The sequence below is a fragment of the Pseudarthrobacter quantipunctorum genome, from assembly GCF_045291495.1.
GTDB lineage: Bacteria > Actinomycetota > Actinomycetes > Actinomycetales > Micrococcaceae > Arthrobacter > Arthrobacter quantipunctorum.
Map to the genome: position 1 here is coordinate 2852821 of NZ_CP148033.1, position 17182 is coordinate 2870002.

17 protein-coding genes are annotated in these 17182 nt (G+C 65.9%); 9 read left to right on the forward strand and 8 right to left on the reverse strand.

Going from position 1 to position 17182, the window contains the following annotated elements:
• Nucleotides 1-14: 14 nt before the first annotated feature.
• Nucleotides 15-1262 carry a mannose-6-phosphate isomerase, class I gene (gene manA / locus WHH00_RS12890; protein ID WP_406633316.1) on the forward strand — a complete coding sequence of 416 codons (1248 nt, stop codon included), beginning with the start codon at nucleotides 15-17 and terminating at the stop codon, nucleotides 1260-1262.
• A gap of 96 nt (nucleotides 1263-1358) precedes the next feature.
• Here the strand turns inward: manA and WHH00_RS12895 are convergent, their stop codons facing one another.
• Nucleotides 1359-2414, reverse strand: coding sequence for a peptidoglycan bridge formation glycyltransferase FemA/FemB family protein (locus WHH00_RS12895; protein WP_350003809.1), 1056 nt, complete (start codon nucleotides 2412-2414; stop codon nucleotides 1359-1361).
• An 89-nt stretch (nucleotides 2415-2503) separates the two neighbouring features.
• Nucleotides 2504-3526 carry a class II fructose-bisphosphatase gene (gene glpX, locus WHH00_RS12900; protein ID WP_174175542.1) on the reverse strand — a complete coding sequence of 341 codons (1023 nt, stop codon included), beginning with the start codon at nucleotides 3524-3526 and terminating at the stop codon, nucleotides 2504-2506.
• 224 nt (nucleotides 3527-3750) lie between these two features.
• On the opposite strand from glpX, the gene WHH00_RS12905 reads away from it, so the two are divergent.
• The 5 genes from WHH00_RS12905 (at nucleotide 3751) to WHH00_RS12925 (ending at nucleotide 9145) form a co-directional block, all read left to right on the forward strand.
• Entirely contained in the window at nucleotides 3751-4431 is a 681-nt protein-coding gene (locus WHH00_RS12905; protein WP_406633319.1) for a DUF4245 domain-containing protein, read from the forward strand.
• A 9-nt stretch (nucleotides 4432-4440) separates the two neighbouring features.
• Entirely contained in the window at nucleotides 4441-5055 is a 615-nt protein-coding gene (locus tag WHH00_RS12910) for a carbonic anhydrase (protein ID WP_406633321.1), read from the forward strand.
• Between the two features lie 87 nt (nucleotides 5056-5142).
• Nucleotides 5143-6570, forward strand: a complete 1428-nt coding sequence (locus WHH00_RS12915; RefSeq protein WP_406633323.1) for a class II fumarate hydratase — start codon at nucleotides 5143-5145, stop codon at nucleotides 6568-6570.
• Nucleotides 6571-6788: 218 nt separating this feature from the next.
• Complete coding sequence (locus WHH00_RS12920) at nucleotides 6789-7454, forward strand: TetR/AcrR family transcriptional regulator (protein ID WP_406633325.1); 666 nt, start codon at nucleotides 6789-6791, stop codon at nucleotides 7452-7454.
• Nucleotides 7451-9145 carry an MDR family MFS transporter gene (locus WHH00_RS12925; protein ID WP_406633327.1) on the forward strand — a complete coding sequence of 565 codons (1695 nt, stop codon included), beginning with the start codon at nucleotides 7451-7453 and terminating at the stop codon, nucleotides 9143-9145. Before WHH00_RS12920 ends, WHH00_RS12925 begins: the two co-directional genes overlap by 4 nt.
• A gap of 96 nt (nucleotides 9146-9241) precedes the next feature.
• On the opposite strand, the gene WHH00_RS12930 is transcribed toward WHH00_RS12925, so the two are convergent.
• Together WHH00_RS12930 and WHH00_RS12935 are read right to left on the reverse strand one after the other, a co-directional pair.
• Nucleotides 9242-9712 (reverse strand): NUDIX hydrolase, encoded by a 471-nt coding sequence (locus WHH00_RS12930; RefSeq protein ID WP_406633329.1) that lies wholly within the window; start codon nucleotides 9710-9712, stop codon nucleotides 9242-9244.
• 85 nt (nucleotides 9713-9797) lie between these two features.
• A complete protein-coding gene (locus WHH00_RS12935) occupies nucleotides 9798-10337 on the reverse strand; it encodes a prepilin peptidase (RefSeq protein WP_406633331.1) in 540 nt (179 codons plus the stop codon).
• A gap of 58 nt (nucleotides 10338-10395) precedes the next feature.
• On the opposite strand from WHH00_RS12935, the gene WHH00_RS12940 reads away from it, so the two are divergent.
• Nucleotides 10396-11190 (forward strand): hypothetical protein, encoded by a 795-nt coding sequence (locus WHH00_RS12940; RefSeq protein ID WP_406633333.1) that lies wholly within the window; start codon nucleotides 10396-10398, stop codon nucleotides 11188-11190.
• A 42-nt stretch (nucleotides 11191-11232) separates the two neighbouring features.
• The gene (locus tag WHH00_RS12945; protein ID WP_406633335.1) at nucleotides 11233-11880 is read left to right on the forward strand and encodes a GNAT family N-acetyltransferase; all 648 of its coding nucleotides are present in this window, start codon (nucleotides 11233-11235) and stop codon (nucleotides 11878-11880) included.
• Nucleotides 11881-12352: 472 nt separating this feature from the next.
• Here WHH00_RS12945 and WHH00_RS12950 read toward each other — a convergent pair whose 3' ends face one another.
• Together WHH00_RS12950 and WHH00_RS12955 are read right to left on the reverse strand one after the other, a co-directional pair.
• The gene (locus WHH00_RS12950) at nucleotides 12353-13771 is read right to left on the reverse strand and encodes a PhoH family protein (RefSeq protein WP_406633337.1); all 1419 of its coding nucleotides are present in this window, start codon (nucleotides 13769-13771) and stop codon (nucleotides 12353-12355) included.
• 239 nt (nucleotides 13772-14010) lie between these two features.
• Nucleotides 14011-14772, reverse strand: a complete 762-nt coding sequence (locus WHH00_RS12955) for an isoprenyl transferase (RefSeq protein WP_231457770.1) — start codon at nucleotides 14770-14772, stop codon at nucleotides 14011-14013.
• Nucleotides 14773-15018: 246 nt separating this feature from the next.
• Between WHH00_RS12955 and WHH00_RS12960 the strand changes: the two genes are divergently transcribed.
• A complete protein-coding gene (locus WHH00_RS12960) occupies nucleotides 15019-15681 on the forward strand; it encodes a hemolysin III family protein (RefSeq protein ID WP_350006159.1) in 663 nt (220 codons plus the stop codon).
• Nucleotides 15682-15734: 53 nt separating this feature from the next.
• On the opposite strand, the gene WHH00_RS12965 is transcribed toward WHH00_RS12960, so the two are convergent.
• Both WHH00_RS12965 and mca read right to left on the reverse strand, forming a co-directional pair.
• Nucleotides 15735-16082, reverse strand: coding sequence for a hypothetical protein (locus tag WHH00_RS12965; RefSeq protein WP_406633339.1), 348 nt, complete (start codon nucleotides 16080-16082; stop codon nucleotides 15735-15737).
• A gap of 78 nt (nucleotides 16083-16160) precedes the next feature.
• Complete coding sequence (gene mca, locus WHH00_RS12970) at nucleotides 16161-17066, reverse strand: mycothiol conjugate amidase Mca (RefSeq protein WP_406633341.1); 906 nt, start codon at nucleotides 17064-17066, stop codon at nucleotides 16161-16163.
• Between the last annotated feature and the right edge of the window lie 116 nt (nucleotides 17067-17182).

Below are 17182 nucleotides of genomic sequence, written 5' to 3' on the forward strand. Positions count from 1 at the left end.
GAACGGAACCGGTTTTGTACGAGATTGAGAACGTCCTGCGCGACTATGCCTGGGGTTCGACGACGGCCATCGCGGCCCTCCTGGGACGGCCCGAGTCCGGCCGCCCGGAAGCCGAACTGTGGATCGGCGCGCACCCCGATTCACCGTCCACCGCCCGCATCCCCGGGGACGGAGCGGCGACGCCGCTGGATGCCCTGATCTCCCGCGATCCGGGCCATTTCCTCGGAGCGGAATCAGTGGCCCGCTTTGGCCCCAGGCTTCCGTTCCTTGCCAAGATCCTCGCCGCAGCCCAGCCACTCTCCCTGCAGGTACACCCCAGCCTGGAACAGGCGCGGGCCGGTTTTGCCCGCGAAAACGCGGAAGGTGTGCCGGCTGGCGCCCCGAACCGCAATTACCGGGACGACAACCACAAACCCGAGATGATTCTCGCCCTGACCCCGTTTGAGGCGCTGTGCGGGTTCCGCCCGGCTCCGGAAACGCGGCAGATCCTGGCACACGTGGCCTCGGCATGCGGCTCCAGCGAAGCCGGGGTTCCGGCCCTGGTCGGAGCGCTGCAGGAGGACCTTGATGCAGCCGATGAGGGCCAGGGCATCCGGAGGGCCTTCGAGCGCCTGATCACCGGAGGCCAGTCCGTGGCCGATGATACGGCGCTGGTGGTGGCAGCACTCCTGTCCGCGCCCGGCCTTGCCCCTTATGAGTCCGAGCTGAAAACCGTCATTAGCCTCAACGAGAAGTACCCCGGCGATCCAGGTGTCCTGATTTCCCTGCTGCTGAACCGCGTCTCACTGGCACCGGGCGAAGCGGTGTACCTGCCGGCCGGAAATGTCCATGCCTACCTGCACGGCCTCGGCGTAGAGGTGATGGCGTCCTCGGACAACGTCCTGCGCGGCGGTCTTACCCCCAAGTTCGTGGATGTACCCGAACTGCTCCGCACCGTTGATTTCCAGCCTGTTGCGGTGCCCAGGCTTGCCGCCGAGCGGACTGTCCTGGACCAGGAAGTGTTCCGCCCGCCGTTCGAGGAATTCCAGCTCCAGCGCATCGACCTCGCGCCTGGGGCAGCCCCCGTTCCGCTGGCACAGTCCGGGGCGGCCGTGGTCATCGTTGTGGCCGGAGATATCTACCTGGACTCGCCCAAGGGCGACCTGCAGCTCTCCCGCGGCGGCAGCGCCTTCCTGGCCGCCGCCGAAGCTCCGGTCAACGTCCACCCCGTGGCCGGAAGCACGGAGCCTGCACTCGCTTTCGCCGTGACCACCGGCCTTTAGCAGCCGGCGCGCTTCAGGCAGCAACGGCAAAGGGCGACGGCGGCACCCCGGCGGGTGCCGCCGTCGCCCATTGCACAGCGCAGCTGGTGGGTGCAGCTAGCTGCCGGGGCGCAGCCGCTGAAGCACAGGCTGCACCCGGCCGGCAGCGGCCTTCAGGACGCGCCGCCCGGTCTGCAGTCCCCGGCGCGCCAGGGGCATGGCCTGGGCATAGGCGGGGTAAAGCGGCGAAAGCGGCTTCTCCCAGGTTCCCAGGAGCATGTTTTCGTGCTTGGCGAACTGCTTTTTGAAGTCGGAGATGCCGTCGTTCAGGAGTCCGTTGAAGTCATACCGGCGGCAGCCGTCCTCCCGCATCGCCTGGAGCGCCGCCCATTTCACGCCGTAGTTGACGCGCTGTTTCTGTCCCTCCGCGGACACGCCGCCGTAGAGCTCAAAGGCAGTGGAGCCGCTCCTGGCGAGCCAGACGAACGCCAGGAGCTGTTCGCCGTCGAACGCCCCGATGATGGGTGAGCCGTCCCCCATGTTCCGGAAAATGTCCCGGTAGTACTGGTCCTCGTGGATCCCGAACCCGGCGCGTTCAGCGGTCTCGTGGTAGATCGCGAGCACCTGCTCCAGTTCAGTGTCGTTCTTCACCTTGCGGAACTCCACGTCGCTGCGCATCGCCTTGCGGATGTTGGCACGCGTGGACTTGGACATGTCCGCCATGAGCTCGTCGTCGTTCCTGGTGAGGTCAAGGATCAGCGTGCGCGGGATCAGCACCGTATTGGCGGACGGACGGAATCCCGCGGCAGCCACGGCTCCCGCGAAGACGGAGTCCTGGTCCCAGTCGGGCTCGATGCTCAGGGCAACTCCACGGTGGCGGACAGCCGCATGCTCGGCCAGGCTGTTCAGGACAGCCTGCGCGTGTTCCGGGGCGCACATGGGGCCGCGCGGAATGTAGACCAAAGCCCGGAAGGGAAGCGGAAGGCGGCGGACCAGCAACTGGGCGCAGCCGATCGTGCTGCCGGCGTCGTTGATCAGCACGCGGTCCACGGACCAGCCATGCATGGCCTTGGTTTCGCCCCAGCCCCACAACTGTTGCGGATGTCCCTGGAACCGGTCAACGTGGTCGTCCCAGAGGGCGCGGTCAGTACAGGGCACAACAGCAGGAATCATGGCTTCAACCCTATACCAACGGCTTAAACGCCAGGCCCCCGGAGAGCGCTGCGCACTCCGGGGGCCTGACATTCAAAGCGCGCCGGGCGTCAGCTCTTGCGGGCGTAGCCTTCCCACTTGTCAGCGCGGTGCTCGCCGTCAACGAAGCGGATGGTGCCGGACTTGGAGCGCATGACGATGGACTGGGTGAGGACCTTGTCCTTGGAGTACCGCACGCCCTTCAGCAGGTCGCCGTCGGTGATGCCCGTGGCCGCGAAGTAGCAGTTGTCGCTGGAGACGAGGTCGTTGGTGGAGAGGACCCGCTCCAGGTCGTGGCCGGCGTCGATGGCTTTCTGCTTCTCTTCGTCGCTCGTGGGCCAGAGGCGGCCCTGGATGACACCGCCCAGGGACTTGATGGCGCATGCCGCCACGATGCCCTCGGGGGTGCCGCCGATGCCCATCAGCGCGTCGACGCCCGTCCCGGTACGGGCCGCAGCGATGGCGCCGGCGACGTCGCCGTCCATGATGAACTTGGTGCGCGCGCCGGCTTCACGGATTTCCTCCACCAGCGGCTTGTGGCGGTCGCGGTCGAGGATCATGACGTTGAGCTGGTTGACCTTGACGCCCTTGGCCTTGGCGATGAGGTGCAGGTTCTGCTTGACCGGGAGGCGGAGGTCCACCATGTCCGCGGCTTCGGGACCGGTGACAAGCTTCTCCATGTAGAACACGGCGGAAGGATCAAACATGGAGCCGCGCTCGGCCACGGCGAGGACGGCCAGGGCGTTGTTGATGCCCAGGGCAGTCAGGCGGGTTCCGTCGATGGGGTCGACGGCGACGTCGCACTCGGGGCCGGTGCCGTCACCTACGCGCTCCCCGTTGAAGAGCATGGGAGCTTCGTCCTTCTCGCCTTCACCGATGACCACGACGCCGTTGAAGTGGACGGTCTGCAGGAAGGAGCGCATGGCGTCAACCGCGGCGCCGTCGGCCTTGTTCTTGTCGCCGAAGCCCACCCAGTGGCCCCCGGCAATAGCTGCGGCTTCGGTCACGCGGACAAGCTCGAGGGCGAGGTTGCGGTCCGGCTCGTCAATGCCTACGGCAAGCGACGGGGAAATCGTGGAGTACTTCTGGGTCATGGACGCTGGTGACACGTGAACCTCTTCTTCGAGTGGCGATCATTAAACCCGCCCCGCCGGTGCAGCAGCGCGGTGATTCCTCTGCTACCGATCATAGTCGCGAGCCGCTCAACGGGGCGGCGGATGACGCGCCCGCGCAATGTACCGGGCGACGGCGGCAGGAGCCGGCGGGGCCCAAATGGAAGTTGACTGCCGGGATGGGCGACTATAGAGGGGTGAATGACATGCAGGAAAAGACCAGTCCCAGCCCCGAGCCGGCCGGATCCGAGGGCAGCGGCGGGTCCAGCGGCGCGGCAGGAAATGGGCCGGTAAAGCCTGTCATTCCGGCTGCCGCAGCCAAACGCGCCAACGCCTCGGTCATCGGAATGATCATCGCCCTGGTGGTGAGCATTGCCGCGTTCCTGCCCATCATCCTCATGAATCCGCTGCCCAAGAGCGACGGCTACCGCCCGGACATCGACGTCGCGGCCGTCTCGCGCAATGCCACGGATGTGGCAGGATTCACACCCGTCGCGCCGGAGACCGGCAACAGCTTCCGCCCCAACTACGCCCGGTGGGAGGCCGGAACCGGCAACGGCGTACCCACCTGGGAAGTTGGTTACCTGACCCCCAAGGAGTCCTTCATCGGCCTGGTCCAGACCAGGAACGCGAACCCCACCTGGCTGCTTCAGCAGACGCGCAACGCAGCTGTCACCGGTTCCCGGAACGCCGGCGGGCAGGAATGGGAGCTTCGGGACACCGGCAAAGGCGAGAAGTCCATGGTGCTGGACTACCGCGGGACCACCGTCGTTTTGTCCGGGGAAGCCCAGCTGGACGAGTTCGCAGCCCTCGCTGACGCCGTCGTCAAATCCCTGGAGAGCAACCCGGCTGTCACAGTTTCGCCCTCCCCCGCCGCGGCCCCGTAAGGTAGGCGCGTGACTACCTACCTGACCCCAGCACTTGCCTGGCGCCGGCTGCGCGAAGGCAATGAACGTTTTGTCAACGGTGAGACCTCGCACCCCAACCAGGATGCCTCACGCCGGTCTTCGCTGGTGGAAAACCAGCACCCTTTCGCCGTGATCTTCGGGTGCTCCGATTCCCGGCTCGCCGCGGAAATCATTTTCGACGTCGGCCTGGGCGACGTCTTCGTGGTCAGGACTGCTGGCCAGGTGATCGACGACGCCGTCCTGGGGTCCCTCGAATACAGCATCGGCGTTCTGGGGGTGCCGCTGATCGTCATCCTCGGGCACGACAGCTGCGGCGCCGTCTCTGCCACAAAGTCAGCCGTGGAGACGGGACAGATGCCGGCAGGCTTCATCCGGGACCTCGTGGAACGCATCACGCCCTCCGTCCTGACGTCCCTGCGCAACGACCAAACCGATGTCAACGACATGGTGGTGGAGCACGTCAAGCAGACCTCTGAACGGCTGGTGGACAGCTCCCGTGTGATTTCCGACGCAATTAGCTCGGGCAAGGCCGCCGTGATCGGGCTGTCGTACAGCCTGGCCGAGGGCCGCGCGAACCTTGTTTCCGGAATTGGCGACCTCTGACAGCTCGCTGAGACGGCTTCGGCGGGCAGCGTGTAGCAAGCAGTTCACGGTTTTCGGTGCGGCGCCCGGGCGTCCTAAGCTAGCCCCATGACTTCCACTGAAGAGTTCCGCATTGAACATGACACGATGGGCGAAGTCCGCGTCCCCGTGAACGCACTGTACCGCGCGCAGACGCAGCGTGCAGTGGAGAACTTCCCGATTTCCGGCAAGACCCTGGAACCTGCGCACATTGAAGCGCTTGCCCGGGTCAAGAAGGCTGCCGCCCAGGCCAACGCTGAACTGGGTGTGCTCGACGGCGAGCTGGCCAAGGCCATCGCGGCGGCCGCGGATGAGGTAGCCACCGGCAAGTACGACGGCGACTTCCCCATCGATGTCTTCCAGACCGGCTCGGGCACGTCCTCCAACATGAACACCAACGAGGTGATCGCAGAGCTGGCCACCCGCGCCCTCAAGGCGGCCGGCAGCGACAAGGTTGTGCACCCGAACGACCACGTCAACGCCTCACAGTCCTCCAATGACGTTTTCCCCACGTCGGTGCACGTTGCCGCCACCTCCGCCCTGATCAACGACCTCATCCCCGCCCTCGGCTACCTGGCCGAGTCCCTGGAGCGCAAGGCCGTTGAATTCAAGGACGTCGTCAAGTCCGGCCGAACCCACCTGATGGACGCCACCCCGGTGACCCTGGGCCAGGAATTCGGCGGCTACGCAGCCCAGGTCCGCTACGGCATCGAGCGCATCAACGCTTCCCTCCCCCGCGTTGCCGAAGTTCCGCTCGGCGGTACGGCAGTGGGCACCGGCATCAACACCCCGGCCGGTTTCCCGGAGCGCGTGATCGAACTGCTGGCTACGGACACGGGCCTGCCCCTGACCGAAGCACGCGACCACTTCGAGGCGCAGGCCAACCGCGACGGCCTGATCGAGGCGTCCAGCCAGCTGCGCAACATCGCCATCTCGTTCATGAAGATCAACAACGACCTCCGCTGGATGGGCTCCGGCCCCAACACGGGCCTTGGCGAGATTGCCATTCCGGACCTGCAGCCCGGCTCGTCCATCATGCCCGGCAAGGTCAACCCGGTGATCTGCGAAGCGTCCATCATGGTCGCCGCCCAGGTCATCGGCAACGACACCGCGATCGCGTGGTCCGGCACCAACGGTGCGTTTGAGCTGAACGTCGGCATCCCGGTGATGGCGTCCAACCTGCTGGAATCCATCCGCCTGCTCGCCAACACCAGCCGGGTCATGGCAGACAAGATGATCGACGGCATCACCGCCAACGTGGAGCGTGCCCGCTTCCTGGCCGAGGCATCGCCGTCCATCGTGACCCCGCTGAACAAGTACATCGGTTACGAGAACGCTGCCAAGATCGCCAAGACGGCTGTGGCGGAGGGCCTGACCGTCCGCCAGGCCACCGAGAAGCTGGGCTTCGTGGGTGACGGCGAGGGCCAGGTCTCCGAAGCCGACCTGGATAAGGCACTGGATGTCACCACGATGACCGCTCCCGCCCACAAGGCTTAATCCCATCCCCCGCCGGTCCGCCGGCGAAAGGCCCCAGCTAAAGCACGACGTCGGCCGCCTACCTTCCAAGCGAAGGTGGGCGGCCGCCGTCGTTCCTTGATGTTTTTGTCCAGATACGCAGGCGCCCCCCGCAGCTCAACCCTGTATACGTGGACAAAAACTCCATCACCCTCCCCTTAAAGTTGCACTGTTGTTGTATTAGTGCAAAACTTTACTTCGTGACTGATAGTGCAGAATTTGAGGGCGGCCTCCGCGAGCGCAAACGGGCAGCAACCCGCGCCGCGATTACCTCGATCACCCGGAAGCTGACCGCCGCACGAGGCCTCAGCGGCTACACCGTGGAGGAGGTCTGCGAGCGGGCGGGCATTTCCCGCCGGACGTTCTTCAACTACTTCCCCACCAAGGAAGACGCCGTCCTCGGCCACATCGACGACGACATTCCCGCGGACGTCCTGGAGGAATTCATTGCGGGCGGGAACGCATCGCCCGCCGGGGAAATCTCCCCCACGCTGTTCCAGGACCTCGTCCGGCTTTCCCTGAGGCTGTCCGAGCATATGGCCGCCTCTGAGGAGGAAACCCGCCAGCTGATCGGCGTCGTCAAGAAGGAGCCGCAGCTGATCCTCAGGATCATCGGAGTGACCGAGCAGCGCGAAGCCCAGTTCGCCCGGGATGTCGCCCTGCGGGAAGGCGTGGCACCTGACCACCCCGTGGTGCAGATGGCTGTGGTCCTGCTGGGGACGATCGCCCGGAAAAGCAGCATGGCCTACTTCTCCGACGGCAACACCCGCCCTTACGCCGAGCTGCTGATGGAAAACATCTCTGCCGCCAGCCAGCTCTTTTCACAGCCATTCGAACTCCCGGTACCCGCAGAAGGACACTCATGAGCACCGCCACCAGCCCCAGGGCAGCAGCCGGCCCGCTGCTGCTGACGCAAAAACGCATCTGGATCATCTTCTCCGCCCTCATTGCCGGCATGCTGCTCTCCAGCCTGGACCAGACAATTGTCTCCACAGCCATGCCGACGATCGTGGGCAAGCTGGGCGGAGTGGAACACCAGGCCTGGATCACCACCGCGTACCTGCTGGCCACCACCATCGTGATGCCCATCTACGGCAAGTTCGGTGACGTGCTGGGCCGGCGCAACCTTTTTCTTACGGCCATCGCCCTCTTCACCCTGGCGTCCGTGGGCTGTGCCCTTGCCACCGACTTCTGGGGCTTCGTCACCTTCCGCGCCATCCAGGGCCTGGGCGGCGGCGGGCTCATGATCCTCTCGCAGGCCATCATCGCCGACATCGTGCCGGCGAAGGACCGCGGCAAATACATGGGCCCGCTCGGTGCCGTCTTCGGCCTCTCCGCCGTGGCCGGCCCCCTGCTCGGGGGCTTCTTCGTGGACCACCTGACCTGGGAGTGGGCCTTCTACATCAACATCCCCATCGGCATCGCAGCGTTTGCCATCGCATGGTTCACCCTGACCCTCCCGAACAAGAGGGCAGAAAAGCGGATCGACATCCTGGGCGTCGTCCTGCTCTCGGCCGCCACGACGTGCCTCATCTTCTTCACGGACTTCGGCGGCAAGAAGGACGAAGGCTGGGACTCCCCGGTCACGTGGGCCTTTGGCGCAGGCATGGTCCTTTCCGCGGCCGCGTTCGTGATGGTGGAGCGCCGTGCCGAAGATCCCGTCATTCCCCTGAGCCTGTTCCGCAACCGCATCTTCGTCAACGCCACAGCCATCGGCTTCACCCTGGGGCTGGGCATGTTCTCCGCGATTGCGTTCGTCCCCACCTTCCTGCAGATGTCCTCGGGCACCTCCGCGGCTGAGTCCGGCCTGCTGATGCTGCCCATGATGGCCGGCCTGATGGGCACGTCCATCTACTCCGGCATCCGCATCTCCAAGACCGGCAAGTACAAGATGTTCCCCATCCTCGGGGCGGCTCTGACCATGGCCGCCATGCTCTGGATGACCACCCTCGCCGCCAGTACCCCCATCTGGATCATTTGCGTCCAGCTGTTCATCTTCGGCGCCGGGCTGGGCCTGATCATGCAGGTCGTGGTCCTGGTGGTGCAGAACTCCGTCCCTGCCGACCAGATCGGCACCGCGACCAGCACCAACAACTACTTCCGCGAAGTGGGCGCCGCCATGGGCGTGGCCGTCTTCGGCGCAATCTTCACCAACCGGCTCTCGGAGTCCCTCACCAGTGCCTTTACCGGCGCCGGAGCCTCGGCTGACCAGGCGGCCCAGTCCACCAGCACGCTGGATCCGCAGGCACTGGCCCAGCTTCCGGAGCAGCTGCGCGATGCCATCGTCACCGCCTACGCCGAGTCCCTGGCCCCGGTGTTCTGGTACCTGATCCCCTTCATCGCGGCGGCCCTCATCCTGGCCGTCACGCTGAAGCAGATCCCGCTCTCGGAGACAGCCGGCATGGTGGCCCGAGGCGAGGCCGTGGGCGGCGAGGAAGCCGAGCGGCTGGCCGCGGCACTGACCGGGCCGGCAGCAGGTGCGGACAAGGCACCGGACGCTGGGGATGGGGACAGCATCAAGGACGACGACGGCGGGCTGGTCTCCCAGCGCAGCTGACCGCCGTCGTACTCCTGCCCGCCGCGGCACAGGAGTGCATGAGGAACCACACAGGGGCGCCGCAATCTTGGGGGTTGCGGCGCCCCTGTGGCGCGGTCAGGGCTCGAAGTGCGCGGCCTCGGCGGGCGCAAGGGCGCGGTGGATGCTGGTGAGGTGTCCGGCCATGAGTTCAGGCAGTTCATCGAGTCCGAACCAGCCGACGGCCAGGGACTCGTCGTCATTCACCCGAGCAGTTCCGGACACATAGCGGCACAGGAACACAACGTCCAGGAACTCGCACACATCGCCGTTGGGATACGTAAAGGGACCCACGGCCCCCACGGACACCACGCGCTCCGGTTCGGCCACCACCGCCGTTTCCTCAAAGATTTCCCGCACCAGCCCGCGTGCAGGCTGCTCGCCGGGCTCGAGCATGCCGCTCACCAGGGCCCACTGCCTGTTGTCTGCCCGTTGGGCCAGCAGCACGCGGCCCCCGGCGTCCATCACCACGCCCCGCACTCCCGGGACCCACAGGGGGTCCGTGCCGATTTTCTTGCGGAGCTTCAGGACGTAGTCAGGCGCAGGCATGGTGCCAGCCTACCGAACCGTCTGCCTGCGTTGCCCTGCCCGCCCGCCCTGGCCCCTGCGGCTGCGGTGCGGCTGCGGCTGCGGGTCAGGCCGGCAGCAGCATCGCGGCGGCGGTTCCGGCGAGCATGAACGGGCCGAAGGGGATGGACGATTTGAGCGTCCCCCTGCGCGCAGCCAGGAGTGCGACAGACCAGAGGCCGCCCAAAAGGAAGGCCAGGAAAGTGCCGGCAAAAAGATGCCCCCACCCCAGGTAGCCGAGGTACATGCCCAGGACCCCGGCGAGTTTTACGTCCCCGAAGCCCATACCCGGCGGGTAGACCAGCCGGAGGATGAAGTAGAAGAGCCACAGGATGGCGGCCCCGGCCACTACCCGGAGCACCGGCTGGGATGCCAGGCCCGCGACGGGACCAGCAGGACCCTGCTCTCCGGCAAACGCTGCCGCCGCCAGGAGCAGGACGCCGGCCACGGCATAGGACGGGAAAACGATCCTGTTCGGCAGCAGGTGGTGCCGGACATCGATCACGGTGAGCCGGACGGCCATCACCGCGAAATAGGCGCACGCGGCAAGCACCAGCCAGAACGCCGCCGGAGTGTGCTGCCATAGTTCGCCCAGTCGATGGATCACCCTCGGATGCTACTGGATTTCCACGCGCCCACCCACCGCCCGCGCGTAAACTGTGGATATGGCGACGTGGGACTTCCGGCACCAGCCGGATCCGGACAGTGGAGCTGCCCCCACGGACCTTTCAGCCATGTTCCGGAACCTGTGCCGGTCCTCGCCCTGGAAATGGCAGTCGCTGCGCTTCGAGTACTGGAATGAGCCCTTCGCTGAAGCCCCCAGCCCTGCCGCTCCCCTGGTCCGCGCCTGGCTGCGGCGCCCCGGAGCCCTGCGGCTGGAAAGCCCTGAGGGACTGGTCCTGCACAGCACCACCGGCATCAACGATTCCAGGGACGGGCTCTACATAAGCTCCACACGAAAATCATGGCTCCTGCCGCCCCATCTGGTGACGCCCGTTTATGACGACTTCGGCCTGGTCAGGCGGCGCCCCGAGGCGGCCTACGGGGAGCCTGGCTTCGGCAATGGACGCTTCTCCGCGGCGCTGGATCCGGTGGAGCTCGCAGGCAACGCCCCCGTGCCCCTCGAGTTTCCCGGCAGCAATCCTGTGGAGGTGCAGGAGGTCCGCCGGGTTGAGCATGAGGGCCGGCCGGCGCTTGAGGCTGTGGTGGTCCCGACCGCCGCCTACCATCCGGTGGATCCTGCCGCTCCGCTGTGCATGCCGGGCCATTCCAGGGTCAGGATGGACCTGGGTACCGGCGTTTGTGTCTCCAGCCGCTCCCTTGAACCTGAAACGGACCAGTACGGCCACTGGCTGCGCATCATTGCCGTGGACGAATACATGCTGGACGATCTCTTCCTGGCGGAATCCATGAACCTCACCGACGTCCGGCGGCACATCAGCTGGGATGTTCCCGCCTGACCATGACAGGCCAGCACCCGGTTTCTCGGCTAGGCTTCGCGGATGACTACGCTCAGCTCCGTTTGGCCTCTCTTCGGCCTCACCCTTGCCACGCCGCGGCTGGAACTCCGTCCCATCCAGGACCATGAGATCCCGGCGGCGGTTGCAGCGGCGCATAGCGGCATTCACGAGCCTGGGAGGAACCCGTTCAGCACTGCGTGGGCGGAAGCTCCCCTGGAAGAACTCGGCCCCAGGATGGCGCAGTGGCACTGGCGCTGCCGCGCCGAGTGCACCCCGGAATCCTGGACGCTCCTCCTGGGCATCTGGCACGGGAACGAGTTGATCGGCTGCCAGGACATCGGTGCCAAGGACTTCGCCGCGCTGAAGACCGTGAGCACTGGATCATGGCTCAAGCAGTCGGTGCAGGGCCGCGGCTTGGGCAAGGAGATGCGTGCCGCCGTCGTGCTCTACGCGTTCGACTGGCTGGGCGCAGAAGTAGCCGAGTCCGAAGCAGCGGACTGGAACGAAGCCTCCCTGGGCGTCTCCCGCTCCCTCGGCTACGAGTTCAACGGCGTCACCCGCAAGGCCTGGGGCACCCAAATCGAGACAGTCCAGCACGTCCGCCTCACCCCGGGCTCCTTCAAGCGCCCCGACTGGGAACTACAAGTCAAAGGCCACGAAGCAGCAGCGAAGTTCCTCAAGGTCACCTGAGCCTGTGTCCGCGGTCCAGTGCGCCGCGAGGCAGACCTTCTCCGCGCTCAGGTGTACAGCCGTGGCCGGGTCCGTCCGGCCCCAGCACTTCGCCGTCGCCTAGTTGCGCAGCCGTGGCTGAGTCGCCGCGCCACTGCCCTTCTCCGTCGCTTAGACACAACGCATAGGGGCACCTTCGGTCGCTGAGCGACCTCCGGTGCCCGATGCGTCGCGATGCGCTCCTACGAGAAGGACTGTGACGCTGCTGTGCGTGAGGTACGAGGAGGACCTTGGTGTTTCGCGTAGGAGCGCATCGCCGACCAGAGCGCTGCGCAGGTCGCCCAGCGACCGAAGTGGCGCGGCGGGAGGTGTCTAAGCGACGGCGAAAGGCCAAGGTCCTCCTCACGGAAGCTGGCCCACCGAACCCAATGACGGACACGCAAAGGGCCGTGGCCCGGCGAACCTGACCACGGCCCTTGCTACGAAACCGGGACTAGCCTTCGAGCAGTTCTGTCACCAGTGCGGCGATGGGCGAGCGTTCGGAGCGGGTCAGGGTGATGTGGCCGAAGAGCGGGTGTCCTTTCAGGGTTTCGACGACTGCGGCGATCCCGTCGTGGCGGCCGACGCGGAGGTTGTCGCGCTGGGCGACGTCGTGGGTGAGGACGATCTTCGAGTTCTGCCCGATCCTGCTCATGACAGTCAGCAGGACGTTTTTCTCGAGCGACTGGGCCTCGTCAACGATCACGAAGGCATCGTGGAGGGACCGTCCCCGGATGTGGGTGAGGGGCATGACCTCGAGCATGCCGCGGTCCATGACCTCCTCCACCACTTCCTGGCTCACCAGGGCGCCGAGCGTGTCGAAGACTGCCTGCGCCCAAGGGTTCATTTTCTCGGATTCGGAACCGGGGAGGTAGCCAAGTTCCTGGCCACCCACGGCGTAGAGGGGCCGGAACACGATGACCTTGCGGTGCTCGCGCCGTTCCAGCACTGCTTCCAGGCCGGCACACAGCGCCAGCGCCGACTTGCCGGTGCCGGCCCGGCCGCCAATGGACACGATGCCGACGGCGGGATCCATCAGCATGTCGATGGCCAGCCGCTGCTCGGCGGAGCGCCCGTGCAGGCCGAACACGTCGCGGTCGCCTTTGACCAGGCGGACCTGCTTGTCCGGGCCCACCCGGCCAAGGGCGGACCCCCGGTTGGACAGCAGGACAAGGCCGGTGTTGACCGGCATTTCCGCCGCCGCCGGAATGAACACCGGCTCGTGGCCGTACAGGGTGGAGATCTCCTGCTCATTGGCTTCGACCTCGGCAACACCGGTCCAGCCGGAGTCCTTCACCAGTTCGTTGCGGTATTCGTCGGCGGTGAGCCCCATGGCCGAGGCCTTGACCCGCATGGGCAGGTCCTTGGACACCACCGTGACGTTCCTGCCTTCGTTGGCGAGGTTCTTGGCGACGGCGAGGATGCGGCTGTCGTTGTCACCGCTCCGGAAGCCCAGCGGCAGCACCTCAGAGGAGATGTGGTTGAGCTCCACCATGAGGGAGCCGCCGTCGTCACCGATGGGAATGGGCTGGTTCAGTCCGCCGTGTTTCACCCGCAGGTCGTCGAGGAGCCGCAGCGCTTTCCGGGCGAAATAGCCCAGCTCGGGGTCGTGCCGTTTGGACTCCAGCTCGGTGATGACCACAACCGGAACAATGACCTCGTGCTCGGCAAATCGCAGCAGGGCGCGGGGGTCTGACAGCAGGACAGAGGTGTCGATGACGAAGGTGTTAATGGCCGATTCCCTTCCGGAGACAGCAAAACCGGCCGCAGCATCCGCTGCTGAACCGGTTCGTGAGGTGGCTCGCGTGCCGCGAGAGGTAGCTTTCTCTGCCTGGTCCAAAACGACCTTGGGCAGATGTTCAGAAGTAGCCACATCGACTCCAGCCCCGGGCACCAGCCCGGAATTGTTATTGGTGAGGCGGCTCGGCCAGGAGGCCGGGTCCGGCCTCCCATACAACCGGTGCGATGTTTCGCTCCATGTACTGGCCTCCCCGATCAGCCGGCGGTTTTGCCAGCTGATGGATACAACGTAAATCCACGCCAAGTAATTTCCGCAACCATTACGCGGCGATTCCTGTTGCGGTGGCGTGAACTTGTGATGAACCGGAGCTGTCAGGCGCCGAAGCGCCGCTGCCTGCCCGCGTAATCGCGGAGGGCCCGCAGGAAGTCCACCTTGCGGAACGCGGGCCACAATGCCTCGCAGAAGTAGAACTCGCTGTAGGCGCTCTGCCACATCAGGAATCCGGACAGGCGCTGTTCCCCCGATGTCCGGATCACCAGGTCCGGGTCCGGCTGGCCGCGGGTGTAAAGGAAGCGCGAGATGTCATCAACGCAGAGCTCATCCGCAAGCTGGCCGATGTCCCTGCCCTTGGCTACGGCGTCGTGGAGGAGCTCACGCACGGCGTCCACAATTTCCCGGCGGCCGCCGTATCCCACCGCCACATTGACGTGGATCTTCTCCAGCACCGGGGTGCGTGCCGTCAGCTTGTTGAGCCGCTCGGCGAGGTAATCCGGAAGAAGCTCCGGAGCACCCATCGCGTGGACGGAGATATTGGCGTCCTCATCCAGCCGGTCCAGGGTGTTGGCGATAATACCCATCAGCAGGTCCAGTTCCTCACTGGACCTGTTCATGTTGTCCGTGGAGAGCATGTACAGGGTGACCACTTTGACTCCGAGCTCCTGGCACCAGCCAAGGAACTCGTGGATCTTGTCGGCACCGGCCTGGTGGCCCTGGCTGGTGGGCGCGTTGAACTGTTTGGCCCAGCGGCGGTTCCCGTCCACCATGACGCCGATGTGGCGGGGAATGCGGTCGCGGGCAAGATCCTTCAGCAGCCTGCGCTCGTAGAAGCCATAGAGGAACCCGGGCAACTCCACGCGTCCACTCACCTGACTTCCTCGCTGTACGTACTTGCACATCCTAGGCTACCGTCCGAAGCGCCGAGGGGCCGTTCCACCCGCCCGGGGCAGCCCTCCCCACAAACCTACCCATCGGTAACTTACTGATCCGTAAGTTATTCTGGGAGCATGAACAGGGACACCCCGGACGCCCCCCGGACGCCGCAGCCACAGGACAGTCCTGGCGCGGGAAACGGCGCAGCAAAGGGCGCAACAAACAACGCCATGGACGACGCCGCAGTCCGGCTCGCCGAACTCCTGATGATCAAGCCCAAATGGCGTGGCTGGATCCACACCGTCACAGCCCCTCTTGCCCTGGCGGCCGGGATCGTCCTGGTGGTCCTTGCGCCGACGGCCGACCGCAAAATCACCTCAGCCATCTACGCGGCCACGGGCGTGCTGCTTTTTGGCGTCAGCGCCGTCTATCACCGGGGCAACTGGTCGCCCGGGGTCAAGATCGTCCTCAAGCGGCTGGACCACACGAACATCATGCTGGTGATCGCCGGCAGCTACACACCGCTTGCCTGGACCCTCCTGGAAAGGCCGCAGGCAGTCCTCCTGCTGTGGGTCATCTGGTCAGGGGCCATCCTCGGGGTACTGTTCCGGCTGTTGTGGACGGACGCCCCCCGCTGGCTCTACGTACCCATCTACATTGCCTTGGGCTGCGGCGCCCTCTTCTACCTGCCGCAGTTCTTCCAGGCCAGCGTGTCCGCTGCCGTCCTGATCTGCGTGGGCGGCATCCTGTACATCACCGGGGCAGTCTTCTATGCGCTCAAGAAACCAAACTTCAGCTACCACCACTTCGGGTTCCACGAACTGTTCCATGCCCTGACCGTGGTCGCTTTCGCCGCGCATTTCGCGGCCATCGCCACGGCCGTCCTCAGCTAGGGCAGCCGCACGCCGCGGCCAAAGCAGGCGCGGGGCTAGCCAATTCGCGCGCGTCAGGGACGCTGGTCCTGTGCGGGGTCCGTCCCGTCGTCGGCCGTTCCCTGCGCCGCGCCACCGCGGGCCTGCTGGCCAGACGCCCCCGCCTCGGCAGCCTCCGCCGCCTCAACGTCCGCCGCAGCAGCGGCAGCCATGCGGTCCTCCTCCACCTGCGCCCGGTACCGCACGCGGCGGATGCGCCGGACCATGTCAACGATCAGCAGTGCGGTGGCAACTACGAAGAACGCCGTCATGATGAAGCCCAGCAGGCCGGGGGTCACCTGGTCCTCGGAGATCCCCTCACGCAGCGTTGGCGTGGGCAGGGGCGTCGGGGTGGTGGCCAAGCTGAGGAGCAGATGATGCACGGTTATTTACCTTCTGTGGAGCGGGTCGCAGGGGTCGCGGATGGGACTTCTACGCGACATAGAAATTGCCGGCTGCTTCTATCTTAGCCCTGCGAACAGATCCCGCTCCGGGAGCTCGGACGGAACCCGGGAGTGGATGAGCGAGTAGTCTTCCCACGGCCAGGCCCGGCGCTGCATGTCGGGGGAAACGGCAAAAAAGAACCCCAGGGGGTCCACCTGGGTGCGGTGGGCACGGAGCGCGTCGTCGCGCACCTCGAAGAAATCGCCGCAGTCCACCTGGGTGGTGGTGGGATGCGTGGCGGGCGGCGGCGTGTGGCCCTCGGCATCCGCTTCCAGCCAGGCCGCAAGCCGCTCGGCGTACGGGGACTGGAGTCCAGCTTCCTCCAGGGCGAAGTGCAGTGCCCTGAAGCGTTCCGGGCTGAATGCCCTGTCGTAGTAGAGCTTGCTGGGTTCCCACGGCTCCCCGGCGTCCGGATAGCGCGAACCGTCACCGGCCGATTCGAAGGCCTCCACGGCAACGCGGTGCGCCATGATGTGGTCCGGATGGGGGTAGCCGCCGTTTTCGTCATAGCTGAGGATGACGTGCGGCTTAAAGGACCGGACCAGCCGCACCAGGGGCGCGGCAGCGCGCTGCAGGGGCAGGGTGGCAAATGATCCTGCGGGAAGGGGAGGAAGCGGATCGCCTTCAGGAAGGCCGGAGTCCACGAATCCGAGCCACCGCTGCCTGACGCCGAGGATGGCCGCCGCCCGTTCCATCTCCAGGCGCCTGGCACCTGCCATGTCCCGCTTCGGGTGCGGCTCCCCCTCAACGGCGGGGTTCTGGATGTCTCCCCTGGAGCCGTCGGTGCACGTGGCCACCAGGACGTCGACGCCGGAGGCAGCGTATTTGGCCATCGTCGCAGCGCCCTTGCTGGACTCGTCGTCCGGATGGGCATGGACGGCGAGCAGCCGTAGCGGCGCCTGGGTGGTGCTGGACGCTGTCATCGAAGGACGGCTCCTTATTCTTTTGCTGCCTGTGGCCGCTGATCGGATCGCTTAAAAGGGCGGACGCCTGGCGGGGGATGCTGACAAGCCGCCCCCGGAAAGGGCACTAAACTGGT